15 protein-coding genes are annotated in these 16,507 nt (G+C 75.7%); 4 read left to right on the top strand and 11 right to left on the bottom strand.

Annotated features, from left to right (window positions below; all coding sequences use genetic code 11):
• Positions 1-29: 29 nt before the first annotated feature.
• From WIS52_RS26825 to WIS52_RS26815, 3 genes are all read right to left on the bottom strand, one after another.
• On the bottom strand, positions 30-2,156 hold the full coding sequence (locus tag WIS52_RS26825) for a glycosyltransferase family 39 protein (RefSeq protein ID WP_349301173.1): 2,127 nt from the start codon (positions 2,154-2,156) through the stop codon (positions 30-32).
• A complete protein-coding gene (locus WIS52_RS26820; RefSeq protein ID WP_349301172.1) occupies positions 2,153-3,469 on the bottom strand; it encodes a glycosyltransferase in 1,317 nt (438 codons plus the stop codon). Before WIS52_RS26820 ends, WIS52_RS26825 begins: the two co-directional genes overlap by 4 nt.
• A 75-nt stretch (positions 3,470-3,544) precedes the next feature.
• Positions 3,545-4,690, bottom strand: a complete 1,146-nt coding sequence (locus tag WIS52_RS26815) for an acyl-CoA dehydrogenase family protein (RefSeq protein ID WP_349301171.1) — start codon at positions 4,688-4,690, stop codon at positions 3,545-3,547.
• A gap of 160 nt (positions 4,691-4,850) precedes the next feature.
• Between WIS52_RS26815 and WIS52_RS26810 the strand changes: the two genes are divergently transcribed.
• Positions 4,851-5,639 carry an HAD family hydrolase gene (locus tag WIS52_RS26810; protein ID WP_349301170.1) on the top strand — a complete coding sequence of 263 codons (789 nt, stop codon included), beginning with the start codon at positions 4,851-4,853 and terminating at the stop codon, positions 5,637-5,639.
• A gap of 7 nt (positions 5,640-5,646) precedes the next feature.
• Here the strand turns inward: WIS52_RS26810 and WIS52_RS26805 are convergent, their stop codons facing one another.
• Together WIS52_RS26805 and WIS52_RS26800 are read right to left on the bottom strand one after the other, a co-directional pair.
• Entirely contained in the window at positions 5,647-6,552 is a 906-nt protein-coding gene (locus tag WIS52_RS26805; RefSeq protein WP_349301169.1) for a sucrase ferredoxin, read from the bottom strand.
• Positions 6,553-6,650: 98 nt separating this feature from the next.
• Entirely contained in the window at positions 6,651-8,339 is a 1,689-nt protein-coding gene (locus WIS52_RS26800) for an AMP-binding protein (protein ID WP_349301168.1), read from the bottom strand.
• Positions 8,340-8,649: 310 nt separating this feature from the next.
• On the opposite strand from WIS52_RS26800, the gene speG reads away from it, so the two are divergent.
• Both speG and WIS52_RS26790 read left to right on the top strand, forming a co-directional pair.
• Positions 8,650-9,246 (top strand): spermidine N1-acetyltransferase, encoded by a 597-nt coding sequence (gene speG, locus WIS52_RS26795; protein ID WP_349301167.1) that lies wholly within the window; start codon positions 8,650-8,652, stop codon positions 9,244-9,246.
• Between the two features lie 255 nt (positions 9,247-9,501).
• Positions 9,502-10,308: a MerR family transcriptional regulator gene (locus WIS52_RS26790; RefSeq protein WP_349301166.1), complete on the top strand. Its 807-nt coding sequence runs from the start codon at positions 9,502-9,504 to the stop codon at positions 10,306-10,308.
• Here WIS52_RS26790 and WIS52_RS26785 read toward each other — a convergent pair.
• The 4 genes from WIS52_RS26785 to WIS52_RS26770 all read right to left on the bottom strand — a co-directional run bounded on the left by WIS52_RS26785 (position 10,294) and on the right by WIS52_RS26770 (position 14,024).
• Entirely contained in the window at positions 10,294-11,793 is a 1,500-nt protein-coding gene (locus WIS52_RS26785; protein ID WP_349301165.1) for a sensor histidine kinase, read from the bottom strand. The two genes, WIS52_RS26790 and WIS52_RS26785, sit on opposite strands and share 15 nt — an antisense overlap.
• Positions 11,794-11,796: 3 nt before the next feature.
• Entirely contained in the window at positions 11,797-12,543 is a 747-nt protein-coding gene (locus WIS52_RS26780; protein WP_349301164.1) for a response regulator transcription factor, read from the bottom strand.
• Between the two features lie 74 nt (positions 12,544-12,617).
• Complete coding sequence (locus WIS52_RS26775; RefSeq protein WP_349301163.1) at positions 12,618-13,379, bottom strand: siderophore-interacting protein; 762 nt, start codon at positions 13,377-13,379, stop codon at positions 12,618-12,620.
• Positions 13,380-13,412: 33 nt separating this feature from the next.
• Positions 13,413-14,024 carry a TetR/AcrR family transcriptional regulator gene (locus tag WIS52_RS26770; protein WP_349301162.1) on the bottom strand — a complete coding sequence of 204 codons (612 nt, stop codon included), beginning with the start codon at positions 14,022-14,024 and terminating at the stop codon, positions 13,413-13,415.
• 32 nt (positions 14,025-14,056) lie between these two features.
• Here WIS52_RS26770 and WIS52_RS26765 point away from each other — a divergent pair, with 32 nt between their 5' ends.
• The gene (locus WIS52_RS26765) at positions 14,057-15,001 is read left to right on the top strand and encodes an o-succinylbenzoate synthase (RefSeq protein ID WP_349301161.1); all 945 of its coding nucleotides are present in this window, start codon (positions 14,057-14,059) and stop codon (positions 14,999-15,001) included.
• Here WIS52_RS26765 and WIS52_RS26760 read toward each other — a convergent pair.
• The gene (locus tag WIS52_RS26760; RefSeq protein WP_349301160.1) at positions 14,995-15,609 is read right to left on the bottom strand and encodes an MSMEG_1061 family FMN-dependent PPOX-type flavoprotein; all 615 of its coding nucleotides are present in this window, start codon (positions 15,607-15,609) and stop codon (positions 14,995-14,997) included. The two genes, WIS52_RS26765 and WIS52_RS26760, sit on opposite strands and share 7 nt — an antisense overlap.
• Before the next feature lie 23 nt (positions 15,610-15,632).
• A complete protein-coding gene (locus tag WIS52_RS26755) occupies positions 15,633-16,451 on the bottom strand; it encodes a GntR family transcriptional regulator (protein ID WP_349301159.1) in 819 nt (272 codons plus the stop codon).
• Positions 16,452-16,507: the final 56 nt, after the last annotated feature.

Genomic DNA, 16,507 nt, shown 5'->3' with positions numbered 1-16,507 from the left:
GGCGGTACCGGAACCTGGGCGGCGACGGATCAGGTGGTCGGCGTCGTGAGGTCGTGGACCGTGCTCCCGCCGACCGTCGTGGCCGGGTAGTGGGCCCGCACCCACTCGGTGATCTCCGCGGCGGTGCCCCGGCCGCCGCCCGGGCCTCCGCCGCCGGGACCGGCGCCGTCGACGAAGTACCGGATCTCGCCCCGCTCGACGGAGGACTGGAACTGCGCGAGCGTCGGGTACTCGTCGCCGCCGGAGAAGCCGCCGATCGCCATCACCGCGGTGTCGCCGCCGGCGGTCAGCATCATCGACGCCGCACCCTGTGAGCCGATCGTGGCCGCGGCCCACCGGGAGTCGCCGGCGGTCCGCAGCAGGGCGGCGAGCTCGGCCGAGGTCTCCGTCCCGCCGGGAGCACCGTCGTCGCGGTCGCGTGGGGACCCGGTCTGCGCGCCACCGGCAGGCCCGGAGCCGTCACCGGCCGGGCCCGCCGGTGCGTCGCCGGCGGAGGCGGAGCCGGCCGGGCCGTTCCCGGGTCCGCCGGGCGCGCCGTTCCCGGGCCCACCGAAGGCGCCGGTCCCGGAGACCTCCGGCCCGGCGGTGGGGATGGACCCCGACTGCGGGGTGGCGGCGGTCTGCACCGCGTACGCCGCCGGCGCCGCGAGCCCGGTCAGGAGCGCCGCCCCGACAAGCACCGCGAGCCAGCGCCCGCGCCGGGCCGGCAGCACCAGCGCGGCTCCGGCGAGCACGCCGAGCACCAGCACCACCCAGCGCAGCCAGGGCAGGAAGTCCGGCGACCGGCCCAGCAGCTCGAACGCCCAGACGGCCGTCCCGGCGACCGCGAGCCCGAGCACCGCCCGGGCCCACCACCGCTGCCGGTGGGCGAGCACCTCGCGCCCGCCGATCGCGACGAGGGCGGCGATCCCGGGTGCCAGGGCCACCGCGTAGTAGGGGTGCACGATCCCGCTCATCAGGCTGAACACCAGCGCGGTGACCAGGGTCCAGCCGCCCCACAGCAGCAGTGACGCCCGCACCGGGTCTGTCCGCGACGCACGGCCGCGCAGCGCGATCCCGGCGACGAGCAGCAGCACCGCGGCCGGGAGCAGCCAGGAGATCTGGGTGCCGAACGCGGACTCGAACATCCGAAGGAGGCCGGGCTCGCCACCGAAGGCGGTGTTCATGCCGCCACCCGTCCCGCCCCCGGGCGGCATACCGCCCGTCGCGCCGGCGGAGTCCGGCGCCGTCCCGGCCGCGTCACCGCCCATCTGCCCGCCGTCCGGCATCCCACCGCCGGGCATCCCGCCACCGCCCATGCCGCCGCCGGACTCGCCGAAGATCCGCCCGAGGCCGTTGTATCCGAACGCCAGTCCCAGCGGGGTGTTGTCCCCCGACCCGCCGATGTAGGGCCGGGAGTCCGCCGGCCACAGCGCGACCGTCAACAGCCACCACCCGGCGCCGACGCCGACGCCGGCGCCCGCCACCAGCACCTGCCACGCCCGGCGCCACGGACGTCCCGGCGCGGCCCACAGGTAGGCCAGCGTCAGGCCGGGCAGGATCAGGAAGGCCTGCAGCGACTTGGTCAGGAACGCGAACCCGATCACCAGGCCGGCGCCGGCGATCCAGCGGGTCCGGCCGTCCGCCACCCCGCGGACCGCCAGGTAGGCCGCGGCGACCAGGAGCAGGGTGAGCAGCGCGTCCGGGTTGTTGAACCGGAACATCAGTGCCGCGACCGGGGTGAGCGCGAGCAACGCGCCGGCCAGCAGCCCGGCGCCGTGCCCGGAGACCCGGCGCACGGTCGCATACAGCAGCCAGACCGAGGCGACCCCCATGAGCGCCTGCGGCACCAGCATCGACCAGGACGAGAACCCGAAGACCCGGGCCGCGATCTCCATCGGCCACAGCGACGCCGGCGGCTTGTCGACCGTGATCGCGTTCGACGGGTCGAGCGAGCCGAACAGGAACGCGGTCCAGTCGTTCGCCCCCGCCTGCACGGCGGCGGCGTAGAACGAGTTGGCCCAGCCGGACGCGCCCAGGTTCCACAGGTAGAGCACGGCGGTCCCGGCGAGCAGCACCGCCGGCGAGAGCGGCCGGGCCCAGGTGCGGCGCGGCGCGGGCACGTCGTCCCGCGGGGCGCCGGTACGGGTCGGGCCCCGATCGAGGGTGCTGCTCATCGGGCGGTCGCCCCTTGCGGCGTCGGGCGGGCGGGGTCCGCGCGGCGGAACACCCAGGAGCGGAAGAGCACGAAGCGCAGCACCGTGGCGGCCAGGTTGGCGGCGACGATCACCAGCACCTCGACGACCAGAGGTGCCGCGGGAGCGAGCACGCCGAGCAGGGCCAGGGCGGCGGTGGTCAGCCCGAGCCCGAGGCCGAACACGACCAGCCCCTGGACCTGGTGGGTGACCGCGCGGTCACGGCCGCGGACGCCGAAGGTGAACCGGCGGTTCGCCGCGGTGTTGACGACCGCGCAGACTCCCATCGCGACGAGGTTGGCGGCGATCGCGCCGAGCGCCCCGCGGAGGGCGAGGAACAGCAGCAGGTTCGCCGCCGTGCAGGCGACGCCGACCGCCGCGAACCGGACGAGCTGGAGCGGTAGTGCGCGTGGCACCCCGGGTACCTCCGTGATCCGCTCGAGCGGGGCCCGGCCGAGCTGGGCTCGGACCTCTGCCAGCGGCAGCGCGCCGGTGGTCAGGGCCCGGCCGATCCGCCAGACCCCCTTCAGGTCGGCGACGGCCGTCGCGGCGATGTCCACACTGGAATCCGGATCGTCCACCCAGTCCACCGGGACCTCGTGGATGCGCAGCCCGGCCCGTTCGGCCAGCACCAGCAGCTCGGTGTCGAAGAACCAGCCGGTGTCGGCGACCAGCGGCAGCAGTCGGTGCGCGACGTCGGCGCGGATCGCCTTGAACCCGCACTGGGCGTCCGAGAAGTGCGTCGCGAGCGCGCCGCGCAGGATCAGGTTGTAGCTGCGGGACACGAACTCCCGCTTCGCGCCGCGGACCACCCGCGACCCCCTGCGCAGCCGGGTGCCGATCGCGAGGTCGGAGTGCCCGGACACCAGTGGCGCCACCAGCGGCAGGACGGCACCCAGGTCGGTGGACAGGTCGACGTCGCAGTAGGCGAGCACGGTCGCGTCCGATGTGGACCACACGGCGTTCAGCGCCCGGCCGCGACCCTTCTCCTCCAGCCGGACGGTGCGGACCTCGGCGAGCTCGGCGGCCAGGCGGGCCGCGATCCGCGGGGTGGCGTCGGTGCTGGCGTTGTCGGCGATCGTGATCCGGAACGGGTAGGGGAGACCGCCGCGCAGGAACGCGTGCAGGCGGCGGACCGAGGACTCGAGCACCCGCTCCTCGTCGTGCACCGGGACGACGATGTCCAGGACGGTCCGGGTGCCGCCGGTCCCGGTGCCGGACCGCTCACCGTCCGCACGGGAACGGGCCTCCGGGGGATGGGTGCCGGACACGCGGCCGGCCAGGACTCCTGTCATGTCCGGAACGGTCGTCGCCGGCGCTGTCGTGATCGTGTGCCCGACCTGTGGGCCGGCTGTGCATCCGTGCGGGGCTCAGCTCCGGCCGAGGGCGGCCAGCTGGGCCGCGCGGACCGGCACCGTCTGCGCCTGGACCAGGAAGAACATCGCCTCGCGTGCCCACCGCTGTTCCGGGCTCGACGCGAGCAGTGCCGATCCGGACCGGGCCGCGACCAGGCCCTGGGCGGCCCGCACGGTCAGCGCGGCGAGCTCGCCGCGCAGCGCGGTCCGCTCGGCCACCCGCTCGCCGACCGGGACCTGCGTGAGCAGCGCGTACGCCTCGTCGCGGTACCGGGCGGCGTCGACGGTGAGCGTGGCCGCCAGCTCGCTCGCCTCCGGCCGGGCCCGTTCCCGGCCGAGGCGTCCCAGCTCGGTGAGCACCCGGCGCAGCAGTCCGATCGAGGCCGGATGGGCGTTGGCGGTCCGGGCCGCGTCCAGTGCCCGGTAGGGCGCCCCGTCGACGTCGGCGAGCACCGCGTCGCCGGGCACGACCAGGTCGTCGAACTCGACGGAGACGGTGCGGGTCCCGCCCATCACGCTCAGCGGCAGCGGGTCACCGGCCCGCAGCCCGGCGGTCTCGCGGGCCGGGACCAGGACGAACAGGTAGCGGTCGTCCGGGGTGGTGGCGCCGATCATGACGAGGTCGGTGAGGCCCCAGCCGGTGCACCAGTCCGAGTGCCCGCGCAGCCGCCAGCCGGAGCCGTGCGGCTCGGCGGTGACCGCGGGCGGGCCGGGACGGCGCAGGTGCGCGATCGCGATCCCGGCGCGCTCGGCGGCGGTGCCGAGCCCCGCGCGGTAGCGGGCCGCCGCGGGACCGGTGCGCACGGTGCCCTCGGGCACGCCCCGCGGGCCGCCGAGGGCGAGCTGCTGCGGGGTGCGGTGCTGGGTGCCGACGAACCAGGTCGCCCCGCACGCTCCCGCCAGGAGCTCGACGACCTCGGCCTCGACGCGGGCGTCGCCGCCGGACCCGCCCTCGGCGACCGGCACCGTCACCGACAGCAGCCCGGCGGCGGCCACCGTCTCGCAGACCTCGCGGCGGACCCCGCGGGCCGGGTCGTCGGCCTCGGCGGCCTGCGGGGCGAGCACGCCCTCGGCGACCTCGTGCGCGGCGACGACGGCCGGGTGCGCGGCGAGCCCCGCGTCCGGTGCGAACGGGTCTGCGGGAGTGGGGTTCGCGGTCACACCGATCACCGTCGCACGGTCCGGGACCGCGGCGCACAGCACCGCCGCGACCCGTGACCCGTCGCCGCGACCTCCGCGACGGTCGCGGAAGCCGGTGACCGGTCGCGGCGCCGGGCCCGGGGCCGCGCCCGGGGCCGCGGCGTCGATCTAGGGTCGGCCCGTGCCCCCACGCCCCCGCCTGGTCGCCCTGGACATCGACGGGACGATCGTCCACGGCCGCAACCCGCCGTCCCCCGCCGTCCGCGACGCCATCGCCGCCGCCACCCGGCACGCCGAGGTGATGCTCTGCACCGGCCGCACCGTGATCGGGGTCGCGACCGCGCTGGACGAGCTCGGGCTGACCGGCGGGGTCACGCTGACCTCCAACGGCGCGGTCGAGATGGACACCGCCTCGCGCGTCGTGCGCAGCGTCGCCCGGTTCGACGTCACCGCGGCGCTGTCCCGGCTGCGCGAGCTCTTCCCCGGCGCGGTGTTCGCCGGCGAGCACGTCGGGGTCGGGCAGCGGGTCAGCGCCCCGTTCCCGGACGGCCTGCTCGCCGGCACGGTCACCGAGGTCGGCATCGAGGGGATCGTCGCCGAGCCCACCCCGAAACTGATCGCCTACTGGCCCGGCCGCACCCCGGCCGAGACCGCGGCGCGGGCGGCCGGGCTCGTCGTCGACGACGCCACGGTGACCCTCGACCACGAGCTGCCGTGGGTGACTCTGGTCCCGGCCGGGGTGTCCAAGGCGTCCGGCCTGGCCCGGGTCGCGGCACGGCTCGGGATCCGTGCCGAGGAGGTTCTCGCGGTCGGCGACGGCGACAACGACCGCGCCATGCTCCGGTGGGCCGGACACGGCGTCGCGATGGGGCAGGCTCCGCCGGAGGTGCGCGCGGACGCCGACGAGGTCACCGGCACGGTCGCCGACGACGGGCTCGCCACCGCGCTGCGCCGCTGGTTCCAGGCCTGACGGGGTACTAGCTCCCGGTCACGCGGCCGGCGGCCAGCGGGACGACCGGCTCCAGCTGCGCGCCGCAGGACGGCGGCCGCGGCGCCACGCCGTCGTCCGGGCGTACGTCGACCGTCCACACACGACCGTCGCGGTGCGCGACGGCGACCGGGCCGGGACCGGCGGCCGGGTCCACGACGAGCGCGCCGGCGTCGCCGATCCCGGTGTGTCCGCGCACCGCGAGCTCGGCGACCTGGGCGGCCGGGGAGAGCCCGACGTGCCCGCGGCATGACCACGGGTCGACCCCGCCGCCCGCGGCCGCCTTCAGCGCGGCCAGCCCGGTACCGGTGTCCAGCCGGCCGTAGGCGTAGCCGGTGGGCAGCACCAGCCCGGTCGGGGCGAAGCGGTGGCCGCCGAGGTGGGTGCACTCCCAGACGTCGGCGTCGGCGTCGGCGAGGTCCGCGGCGAGCGCACGGCCGTGCACCGCGCAGCAGACGTCGCGGCGGCCGTGCGCGCAGACCAGCAGGACCGGGTCGGTGACCGGCTCGCCACCGTCCACAGAGGTCGGGATGCGGGCCAGGTCGGACGTGCCGCGCACGGTGCGTCGCACCACCCGGGACGCGCCCGGCGCGAGATCGGCGACGAACACCGTGCGGCCGGTGTCCGATGTGGTCCGACCGGCGCGGCCGGTGCGGCGGATCAGCAGCAGCACGACGCCCTCGCCGCGCAGCCGGGCGAACAGCTGGGCGACGTCCGGGTCGGCGTGGTCGGCGACCGCCCGCGGCCACGCCCCGACGTGCTCGACGGCGACCAGGCGGCGCGCGGCCGGCGCCGTGCCGGCCAGCGGCTCACCGGCCCGCTCGCTCGACGCCGCGCACCCGGCCGTCTCGGGCGCGGACGCGAGCGCGCGGTCCACCGTCGCACCCGTCGTCATCGGGCCAGTGTAGGGAAGGCACGCCTTACTTCAAGGGGGGAGGGGTCTGCTCACCCGACGGTGATCGGGCGGCCACCCGATGTCGTCGCCGCGGGCCGTCAGCTCCGGCCCGGCAGCTCGGCGCGCAGCACCTTGCCGGTCTGGTTGCGCGGCAGCTCGTCCAGGAAGTGCACGTCGCGCGGGACGGCGTAGCGCGCGAGGCCGGACTTCACCTTCCCGCGGACCTGTTCGGCGGTGAGATCCGCGCCGGGTTCGGTGACGACCCAGGCGGCGAGCCGTTGCCCGTAGTCGTCGTCGTCGACGCCCAGCACGCAGGCCTCCCGGACCCCGTCGAGACCGGAGATCAGGTCCTCCACCGGTCCGGGGTGCACGTTCTCGCCGCCGGAGACGATCATGTCGTCGGCCCGGCCGGTGAGGAACAGCCGTCCCTGGTCGTCGAGGTGCCCGACGTCGCCCGTGCCCAGCAGTCCGTTCCGGCGCTCGGGTTCGTGCTCCCCGCCGGTGTAGCCCTCGAACGGCAGGTCGTTGCCGACGAACACCCGCCCGTCGACGCCGGTCGGCGCGGGTTCGTCGTGGCCGTCGAGGATCACCAGGGTGGTCCCGGCCGGGGCCCGGCCCGCGGTGCCCGGCGCGTCGCGCAGGTCCCGTGGTCCGGCGATCGACACCCAGGAGACCTCGGTGGAGCCGTAGAGGTTGTAGAGGCAGTCGCCGAAGCGGTCCATGAAGGCCGTGGCCTGCCCGCCGGGGAGCGCGGACCCGCTGACGGCGACGACCCGCGGCCGTGCCGGCCCGCCCCAGCCGTCCGCCGCGGCCCCGCGGTCCTCGTCGGCCTCGAGCACGCGCTGCAGCATCACCGGCACGGCGAACACCGTGGTGCAGTGCCGTTCCCGCACCGCGGCGAGGAACGTCTCCGGGGTGAAGCGCCGGCGCAGCACGATCGTCGCGCCGTGCAGCGCGGCGAGCAGCAGCCCGGCGTTGCCCCAGGTGTGGAACAGCGGCGCCGCGATGTGCACCGGCTCCCCGGCACGCAGCGGGATCGTCGAGAGGATCGACGCCGCCGGGGCGAGGCTGGACGGGTGCGGCCGCTTCGCCCCCTTCGGCGCGCCGGTGGTGCCCGAGGTCAGCACGATCGTGCGGGACCGGGCGGGCCGGAACGGCAGCTCGCCCGGACCGGCCCGGTGCACCATCACCTCGAGGTCGTCGAGCCGCCGGTCGCCCGCGGCGCGCGGCCCGTCGGGGCCGCCGGTCAGCACCACGCGGGGCCCGGCGGGCACGAGCTCGAGGAACTCCGGATCCGCGACGACGGTGTGCAGCTGCTGCCGGCCGGCCACGGTCCGCAGCTGCTCGGCCGACATCCCGGTGTTGAGCAGCACGACGTCGGCGCCGGCCTTCCCGGCCGCGACCATGACCTCGACCGGGGCGGCCGCGTTGCGGCACAGCACCCCGACCGGGGCTCCGGGCCCGGCGCCCGAGTCGATCAGTGCCAGGGCGAGCCGGTCGGTGCGGTCCTCGAGCTCGGCGTAGGTGGTGACGCCGTCGTCGTCGGTGACGGCGAGCCGGTACGGGTGCCGGGCGGCGCCGACGGCGAACGCGGCGGTGATGCTGTAGCCGTAGCGCAGCAGGGCGCGGCTGACCCCGTAGAGCCGGCCCGCGCCGAGCGGGCGCACCACACCGGACCGGGCGAGCGCGACGGTCGCCCGGGCCGTGCCGCTGCCCAGCTCGTAGGCCGTACGGGCCGAACCGGTCAGGGTGCCGGTCACGGTCTGGAGCAGGGGAGGAGCGGCCATGCGCGGCAGTCTGGCAGGGCTACCCGCACCGTCGCCGACCGCGTTCAGATGACCTGTGGCCGGGCTCACCCGCCATGACGGTAATGTTTCGCAGAGTATCTGCGAAGTATCTCCTGGTGACCCACAGGTTGCCGCCTCCACCACATCCGTCGGGGATCTCGATGCGCCTGTACCTGCCCTCCCGCACGTCCGCTTCCGGCCGCACCCTGGTCCGGGCCGGTCGTCCGGCCAAGACCATGCCCGGCTGGGGCGCCCTCGCGGCCGCATGTCGTTGCGGCGCGGCGCGTCCGGCCGACTCGCGGACGCTGCCGTGGCGGGACTGCCCCTCCTGCGCGACCCCGGTCCGGGGGCACGCCGCGCGCTGATGGCGCCGACCGGGATGCGCCTGCGCGCGCTGGAGCGGGACGACCTGGCGTTCGTGCACGGGTTGTCGAACGACTCCGGGATCATGTCCTACTGGTTCGAGGAGCCCTACGAGGCGCTCGTCGAGCTCCAGGGCATCTACGACCGGCACATCCACGACAACCGCGAGCGGCGCTTCGTCATCGACCTCGACGGTGAGCGGGCGGGTCTCGTCGAGCTGGTGGAGATCGACTACATCCACCGCAACGCCGAGTTCCAGATCATCGTCCACCCGGACTTCCAGGGCCGCGGGCTGGCCGCCGCAGCGACCTCGGCGGCGCTGGACCACGCGTTCGGCGTGCTGAACCTGCACAAGGTGTACCTCGTCGTGGACGTCGAGAACCACCGCGCGGTGCGGGCCTACGAGCGGACCGGGTTCGTCGTGGAGGGAACGTTGCGCGAGGAGTACTTCGCCAGCGGCCGCTACCGCGACGCGCACCGGATGGCGATCCTGCAGCGCGACCACCTGGGTCGCGACCCGGAGGGCCTCGACGGCGGCGCGTGACGCGCCGCCGTCACGGGGAACCGGACCGGCCGGCGGGGAGGGGGGTTCCCGCCGGCCGGACCGGCGCTGTCCGGCCGCGGGCATTCGGCCGGGTCTCGGCAGCCCGAGTGTGCCGTAATAGTACAAACCGACACCGATGGTCATGTCAACGTCTTCGCGTGATCGGCTCTCGACCAGCGGAAACATCAATTCGGGAGAGGTCCACCCGGTGTCAGGTTCGGCGGAGCGGGGCGGCTCGCGGGTAGGGTCGTCATGATGTCCGGTTCGCCGTCCACTGGGGACGAGTATCCGATCGACCGGCTGGCCGAGCTGGCCGGGATGACGGTGCGCAACGTCCGGGCGCACCTGACCCGGGGGCTGCTCCCGCCGGGGGAGATCCGTGGCCGCACCGCCTGGTACGGGCCGGGACACCTGTCCCGGCTCGAGCTCATCGCCGGCCTGCAGCGCCGCGGGTTCTCGCTCGCCGCGATCGGGGTGCTGATCCACCAGACCCCGTCCGGCAGCGCCGAGGAGGCCCTGCGGCTCTACCGCGGCATGCTCGCGCCGTGGCGGCCCGAGGAACCTGTCGAGATCGACGAGGGCGGCTTCGCGGCCTGGGCGGGTGCGGACCTCTCCGACGACTCGATCACGCAGCTCACCCGGTCGGCCCTGGTCGAACGGACCGACGGCGGCCGGATCCGGATCCTCAACCCGTCCCTGATGCGAGCCGGGGCGCACGCGGTGGCACTCGGGCTGTCGCCGCAGGCGATCGCGGAGGTCGGGGTGGAGCTGCGCGCCCGGACCCGGGAGATCGCGGAGGTGTTCGTCGAGCTCTTCCGCGACCAGATCTGGCGGGCACACGTCGAGGCCGGTCTGCCGCACAGCGGGGTCGCCGACGTCCGCACCGCCGTGGAGGCGCTGCAGCCGGTGGCCACCGAGTCGTTGCTGGGCGCGTTCCGGCAGACGATGCAGGAGGCGATGGACGACTTCATCCGCGAGCTCTCCCGCGACCTGGCGCCGGAGGCCGGCTCCGGGACCACGGCTTCCGGGACCACCGCCGACAGCGGGTCAGGACGCCGGTAGCTCGACGGTGAAGGTGGTCCGCCCCGGCTCGCTCTCGACCGAGACCGTCCCGCCGTGTGCGGTGACGACCGCGGACACGATCGCCAGGCCCAGCCCGGTCCCACCGGCGGCGTCGTCGCGCGGGCGGCCGCGCCCCTCGGCGGCGCGGGAGAACCGCTCGAACACCCGGGGGAGCGCCTCGGGCGGGACCCCCGGGCCGTCGTCGGTGACGGACAGCCGCACCCGGTCCGGAGCCGGCCGGTCCAGGGCGACGGTCACCGACGTCCCGGGCGGCGTGTGCGTGCGCGCGTTGGTCAGCAGGTTGCCGACCACCTGGGCGAGCCGGTGGGTGTCCCCGGTGACGGTGACCGGTTCGTCGGGCAGCCGTGGGTGCCAGCGGTGCTCCGGACCGGCGACGTGCGCGTCGCCGACGCCGTCCAGCACCAGCCGGGTCAGGTCGACCTCGGCCCGCTCCAGCGGCCGGCCCGCGTCGAGGCGGGCGAGCAGCAGCAGGTCCTCGACGAGCGTGCTCATCCGCTCGGCCTGCGTGGAGATCCGCACCAGCGCGTGCGCGGTGCCCGGCGGCACCGGCTCGGACTCCCGGCGGGACAGCTCGGCGTAGCCGCGGATCGCGGCGAGCGGGGTGCGCAGCTCGTGGCTGGCGTCGGCGACGAACCGGCGCAGCCGCGTCTCCGACTCCTGGCGGGCCGCGAGCGCGCCCTCCACGTTGTCGAGCATCCGGTTCAGCGCCACGCCGACGCTGCCGGCCTCGGTGCGCGGGTCCGGGTCGGGCACCCGCGCCGCGAGGCGCACCTCGCCGCGGTCCAGCGGCAGCAGCCCGACCCCGGCGGCGACCCCGGCGACCCGTTCGAGCGGGCGCAGCTCGCGCCGGACCAGCACCGCCGCCGCGACCCCGGCCAGCAGCAGCGCCGTCCCGAGCACGACGACCTCGATGAGCACCAGCCGGGCCACCGTGTCGCCGGCGATGTCCGGCTGGGCGACCACGTAGGTCGTCGTCCCCGCGGTGTAGGCGGCCGAGCGGTAGGCCCCCGAGGACAGCGCGACGTCGCGGGGCACGGCGTCGGCCGGGACTCCCCGCAGCACGGTCAGGTCGGCGGCCGGCACCGCGGTGCTCCCGCCGCCGCGTTCGGCCTGCTCGGAGCGCACCGGCCGGCCGTCGGCGAACATCGCGCCGACCGAACCGGGGCCCTGGCCGGGACCGAGCAGGAAGCCCGGCGGGTCCGCCGGCGGGGAGTCCGGGGCGTCCCGGTCACCGCCGGGCGGCGTCCCGGTCAGCCGACCCGGCGGGTCGCCGGTCTGCCGGGCGACGAACCCGTCCAGCGCGATGACCAGCTCCCGGTCCTGGCGGACCGACAGGGAGCGGTCCAGCGACGCCGTCGTCGCCACCCCGATCGCGACGCACGCCACCGCGAACAGCAGCAGCACGGTGAGCACGAGCCGCGCCCGCAGCGAGCGCGCACGGCCCGCGACCCGGGCGACGACCACGGCTCAGCTCGCCCCCGGACGGAGCACGTAGCCCGCGCCACGCACCGTATGGATCATCGGCGGGTTGCCGGCGTCGATCTTCTTGCGCAGGTAGGAGATGTAGAGCTCGACCACATTGGACTGGCCGCCGAAGTCGTAGTTCCAGACGCGGTCGAGGATCTGCGCCTTGGACAGCACCCGGCGCGGGTTCCGCATGAGGTAGCGCAGCAGCTCGAACTCGGTCGCGGTGAGCTCGATCGGCCGGTCGGCGCGCCGGACCTCGTGCGCGTCCTCGTCGAGCACCAGGTCCCCGACGACCAGCTCCGACGACCGCTGCGCCGCGGTCATCCCGGCCCGGCGCAGCAGCCCGCGGAGCCGCGCGACGAGCTCCTCCAGCGAGAACGGCTTGGTCACGTAGTCGTCGCCGCCGGCGGTCAGCCCGGCGACCCGGTCCTCGACGGCGTCGCGCGCGGTGAGGAACAGCACCGGCACCTCGGGGGTGCCGGCGCGCACCCGGCGCAGCACCTCGAACCCGTCGAGGTCGGGCAGCATCACGTCGAGGACGATCGCGTCCGGGCGGAACTCCCGGGCGGTCCGGACGGCGGTCGCGCCGTCGGCGGCGGTCCGCACCTCCCAGCCCTCGTAGCGCAGCGCCATCGCGAGCAGGTCGGACAGGGTGGCCTCGTCGTCCACCACGAGCACCCGGATCGGGCCGCCGTCGGCGCGGACGAGCCGGTCCGCGCGCGCTGCCCGGTCGGTCACCTCGGTCATGCTGCCAGCCCACACCCCGAACCTGTGGGACGGCTGTGCGCGCGCTGTCGGAGGCGTGCGAGCTCCGCCCCGGCTCAGCGGGCGCGCCAGTAGCCCGTCGCGTAGACCGCGCGGCGGTCGAAGCCGCGTTCGGACAGCAGGTGCGTCCGCAGTTCGCGCACCGCCGCCGACTCCCCGGAGAGCCAGGCCTGCCCGCGCCCGTCCGGCAGCCGGGCGGCACGCACCGCCGTGACCAGCCGTTCCCCCGCCGGCGCGCTGCCGCGGTGCACCCACTCGACCGTCGCCCGTCCGGGCAGGTCCTGCTCCTCGCCGGCGTCGGCGACCTCCAGGACCGCGCGGACCGGCACCGCGGGGTGCGCGGAGGCGAGGGTCTCCAGCACCGTCGCCACCGCCGGGAGCGCCGACTCGTCGCCGATCACCAGGTGGTGCTCCGCGGCCGGGTCCGGCTCCCAGCGGCCGCCCGGCTCGGACACCCCGACCCAGGCGCCGGGGCGCGCCGTCTCGGCCCACGCCGCGGCCGGTCCGTGCCCGGCGTGCACGACGAAGTCGACGTCCAGCTCGCCGTGCTCGCTCACGTCCGGGTCGAAGCGGCGCACCGTGTAGGTGCGGATCGCCGGCCGTGCCTCACCGGCCGGCCAGACCGGGCCGCCGGTGCTCGCCCTCGGCACCGCGGGGCGCTCCTGGCCCTCGACCGGGAAGAACATCTTGATCCGGCGGTCGGGGCCGTGCCCGGGGAACCCGGAGAGCTCCTCACCGGTCAACGTCACCCGGATCATGGCCGGGGTGACCCGCTCGGTGCGGGCCACCCGGAGCAGGCGGGGCGCGGTCGTGCTCATGACCGTGCAGTCTTCCGCATCGACCCGAGCGGGTCAGTCCCGACCGCGCAGCCCGGCCAGCCCGGTCCAGACCAGGTCCATCAGGTACCCGGTGGCCTGCTCGGTGGTGACGGACCCGTCCTGCCCGCGCCACACCGCGAGCCGCTCGCAGGCACCGACGATCACCTGCGCCCACCCGGTCAGCCGTTCCGGGCCGGCGTCCGGGACCTGCGCGGCCAGCATCCCCGCGATCAGGTCGGTCTGCTGCGCCCGGATCTCCTCCAGCGCGTCGGCGGTCACCCCGGCCTCCGAGCAGAACAGCTCCCACGCCGGCGCGCGGCGGTCCAGGTACTCGAAGAACGCCCGGGTGCCGGCGCGCAGCATCGCCTCCGGGTCGCGCGCGGACGCGGCCGCCGCGGCGGTGACGTCGTGCAGCTCAGAGCGTGCCCGCGCGATCGCGGCGAGCAGCAGCCCCTCCTTGGACCCGAAGTGCGTGTAGAGCACCGGCTTGGTCACGCCGACCCGGTCGGCGACGGCCTCCATCGACGCGCGGGCGTAGCCGCGCTCGCCGAACACCGCGACGGCGGCGTCGACGATCTGGCGCTCCCGCTCGGCCCGGGGCACCCGTCTCCGGGGCGGCGCGGGGGTCGCGGGGCCGGTGCTCACCTCGCGGATGCTACCGGCGGTAGCGTCGAGAGGTGCACGTCTACGCGCTGCCGATGACCACCCGCTTCCGCGGGATCACCGTCCGGGAGGGCCTTCTGCTGTCCGGCCCCGCCGGCTGGGGCGAGTTCTGCCCCTTCACCGAGTACGACGACCGGGAGGCCGCCGCGTGGCTGGCCGCGGCCCGGGAGGCGGCCGAGCAGGGCTGGCCGGAACCGGTCCGCGACCGGATCCCGGTCAACTGCACCGTCCCGGCGGTCGGACCGGAGCACGCGCAGCGGATCGTCCGCGCCTCCGGGGCCGCCACCGCGAAGGTCAAGGTGGCCGAGCCGGGCGCCCCCGCCTCCGACGACGAGGAGCGCGTCGCCGCCGTCCGCGACGCGCTCGGCCCGGCCGGCAGGATCCGGGTCGACGCGAACGGCGGCTGGCCCCGCGACGACGCCGTCGCCGCGATCGCCCGTCTCGAGCGGGCGGCGGGCGGTCTGGAGTACGTCGAGCAGCCCTGCGCCTCGGTCGAGGACCTGGCCGCGGTCCGCCGGAAGGTCGACAGCCCGATCGCCGCGGACGAGTCGATCCGGCGCGCCGACGACCCGATGCGGGTGGTGCGGGCCGAGGCCGCGGACGTCGTCGTCCTGAAGGTGTCCCCGCTCGGCGGGGTGCGCCGGGCGCTGCGGATCGCGCAGGAGGTCGGTCTCCCGGTCGTGGTGTCGTCGGCGCTGGAGTCGAGCGTCGGGCTGGCCGCCGGGCTGGCGCTGGCCGGCGCGCTGCCGGAGCTGCACCACGCCTGCGGGCTGGGGACGGCGTCGTTGCTGGCCGCCGACGTCGTCGCCGACGACGACCGGCTCGTGCCCGACGGCGGGTTCCTGCCGGTGCCGCGCCGGGCGCCCGAGCCGGCCCGGCACGCCGAGGTGGCCGCGGCCCCGGACCGGGACGCCTGGTGGCGGTCCCGCCTCGAACGGGTCGCCGCAGGCCGTCAGTAGCTGTTCACCACGGCGTCCTGCTCGAGCGCCGCGTCGATCTCCTCGGCCGGGTTCGGAACGCGGTACTGGCTCTTGACCAGGGCCCCCGCGCTCGGGACGTCGCCCTTCACCGGCCACGTCCCGGCGTCCCAGAGCGAGGACCGCAGGAACGCCTTCGCGCAGTGCAGGAACAGCTCGTCGATCTCGACGACGACCGCCAGTTCCGGGGTCGACCCCTTGACGGTGAGCCGGTCGGCGAAGTCCGGGTGGTGCACGATCCGGGCCCGCCCGTTGATCCGCACGGTGTCGTTCGACCCCGGCACGACGACGATCATCCCGACCCGCGGGTCGTGCAGGATGTTGCGCAGCGAGTCGAGCCGGCGGTTGCCCTTGCGGTCGGCGAACGCGACCGCCCGGCCCCCGTCGAGCACCAGGATGCAGCCGGCGGGATCCCCACGCGGCGAGACGTCGACGCCGTCCGGCCCGGTCGTCGCCAGGAGGAAGAACGGCGACGCGGCCAGGAACTCCGCCGTCACCGGGTCGACGTGGTCGCGGGCCTTGTCCCGGATGGCCGGTGCCGCGTCGGCGATGATCTCGCGAAGCCGGGTCTCGTCGGTGATCTCCTCCACGCCGGTGAGGCTACCCTTCCTTCTCAGGGGACGTCCCGGTCGTCGCGCGCGCCCGCCCCGTCGGCCGGGTCCGTGAGGATCTCGGCGGCGGTCAGCAGATGGGTGCGGATCGCGGCGCGGGCCAGGTCGGGGTTGCGGCGGCGGATGGCCCGCACGATGTCGTGATGCTGGTTCTGGCTGCGTTCGATCGAGGCGACCGAATACCGGTCGAAGTTCCGCGCGATCGCATTGACGCTGATGAGCTGATCGAGCAGCCGGGGCAGCCGCGGGCTGTGCGCGGCGGTCACGATGGCGGAATGGAGCGCCGCATTGCGGATGCTACGCAGTTCCGCGGCCTCCGGATCGTGCCTGTTCCCGAGCTCGTCGAGCTCGGACAGCGCACGCTCGATCACCGCCATCTCGGCGTCGGTGCGCAGCTCGGCGGCCAGGGCCGCCGCGTGCCCCTCCAGGACCGCGCGGAGCGCGAACACCTCGCGCAGATCGTCGTCGGTCCACCGGATGATCCGGGCGCCCCGGTTCGTCTCGACCTCCACCAGCCCGTCCCGGCCCAGTTTCCGCAATGCTTCGCGAACCGGTGTGCGGCTCACCTCGAAACGGTTCGCCAGGGTGGTCTCGTTCAGTTTCGCTCCGGGCTCGAACTCGCCCCGGAGAATCGCGGCGCGGAGTTCCTCGTAGGCGCGTTCGGCACCAGTGGTCACGGCGTCGGCTCCCGTCCGCTCGTCCGGACCCGCGGTCCGAAGTGGTGTCGGTGTCGACCCTAGCGGCGTGAGAAATGTACACAGTCTGCTGCCCGGAGGGCCGATATCGGCCGAGGATTGACGCGAGTGTGTACACCTGCGCATGCTGTGGGTGATCTCACGCAGGGTGCCGATGCGGCGCCCGGACCGCGACAGGGGTG

Origin of the sequence: Pseudonocardia nematodicida, assembly GCF_040105385.1 — a bacterium.
In the GTDB taxonomy this organism is placed as follows: domain Bacteria; phylum Actinomycetota; class Actinomycetes; order Mycobacteriales; family Pseudonocardiaceae; genus Pseudonocardia; species Pseudonocardia nematodicida.
This window is presented reverse-complemented; position numbering and strand designations above follow the sequence as displayed.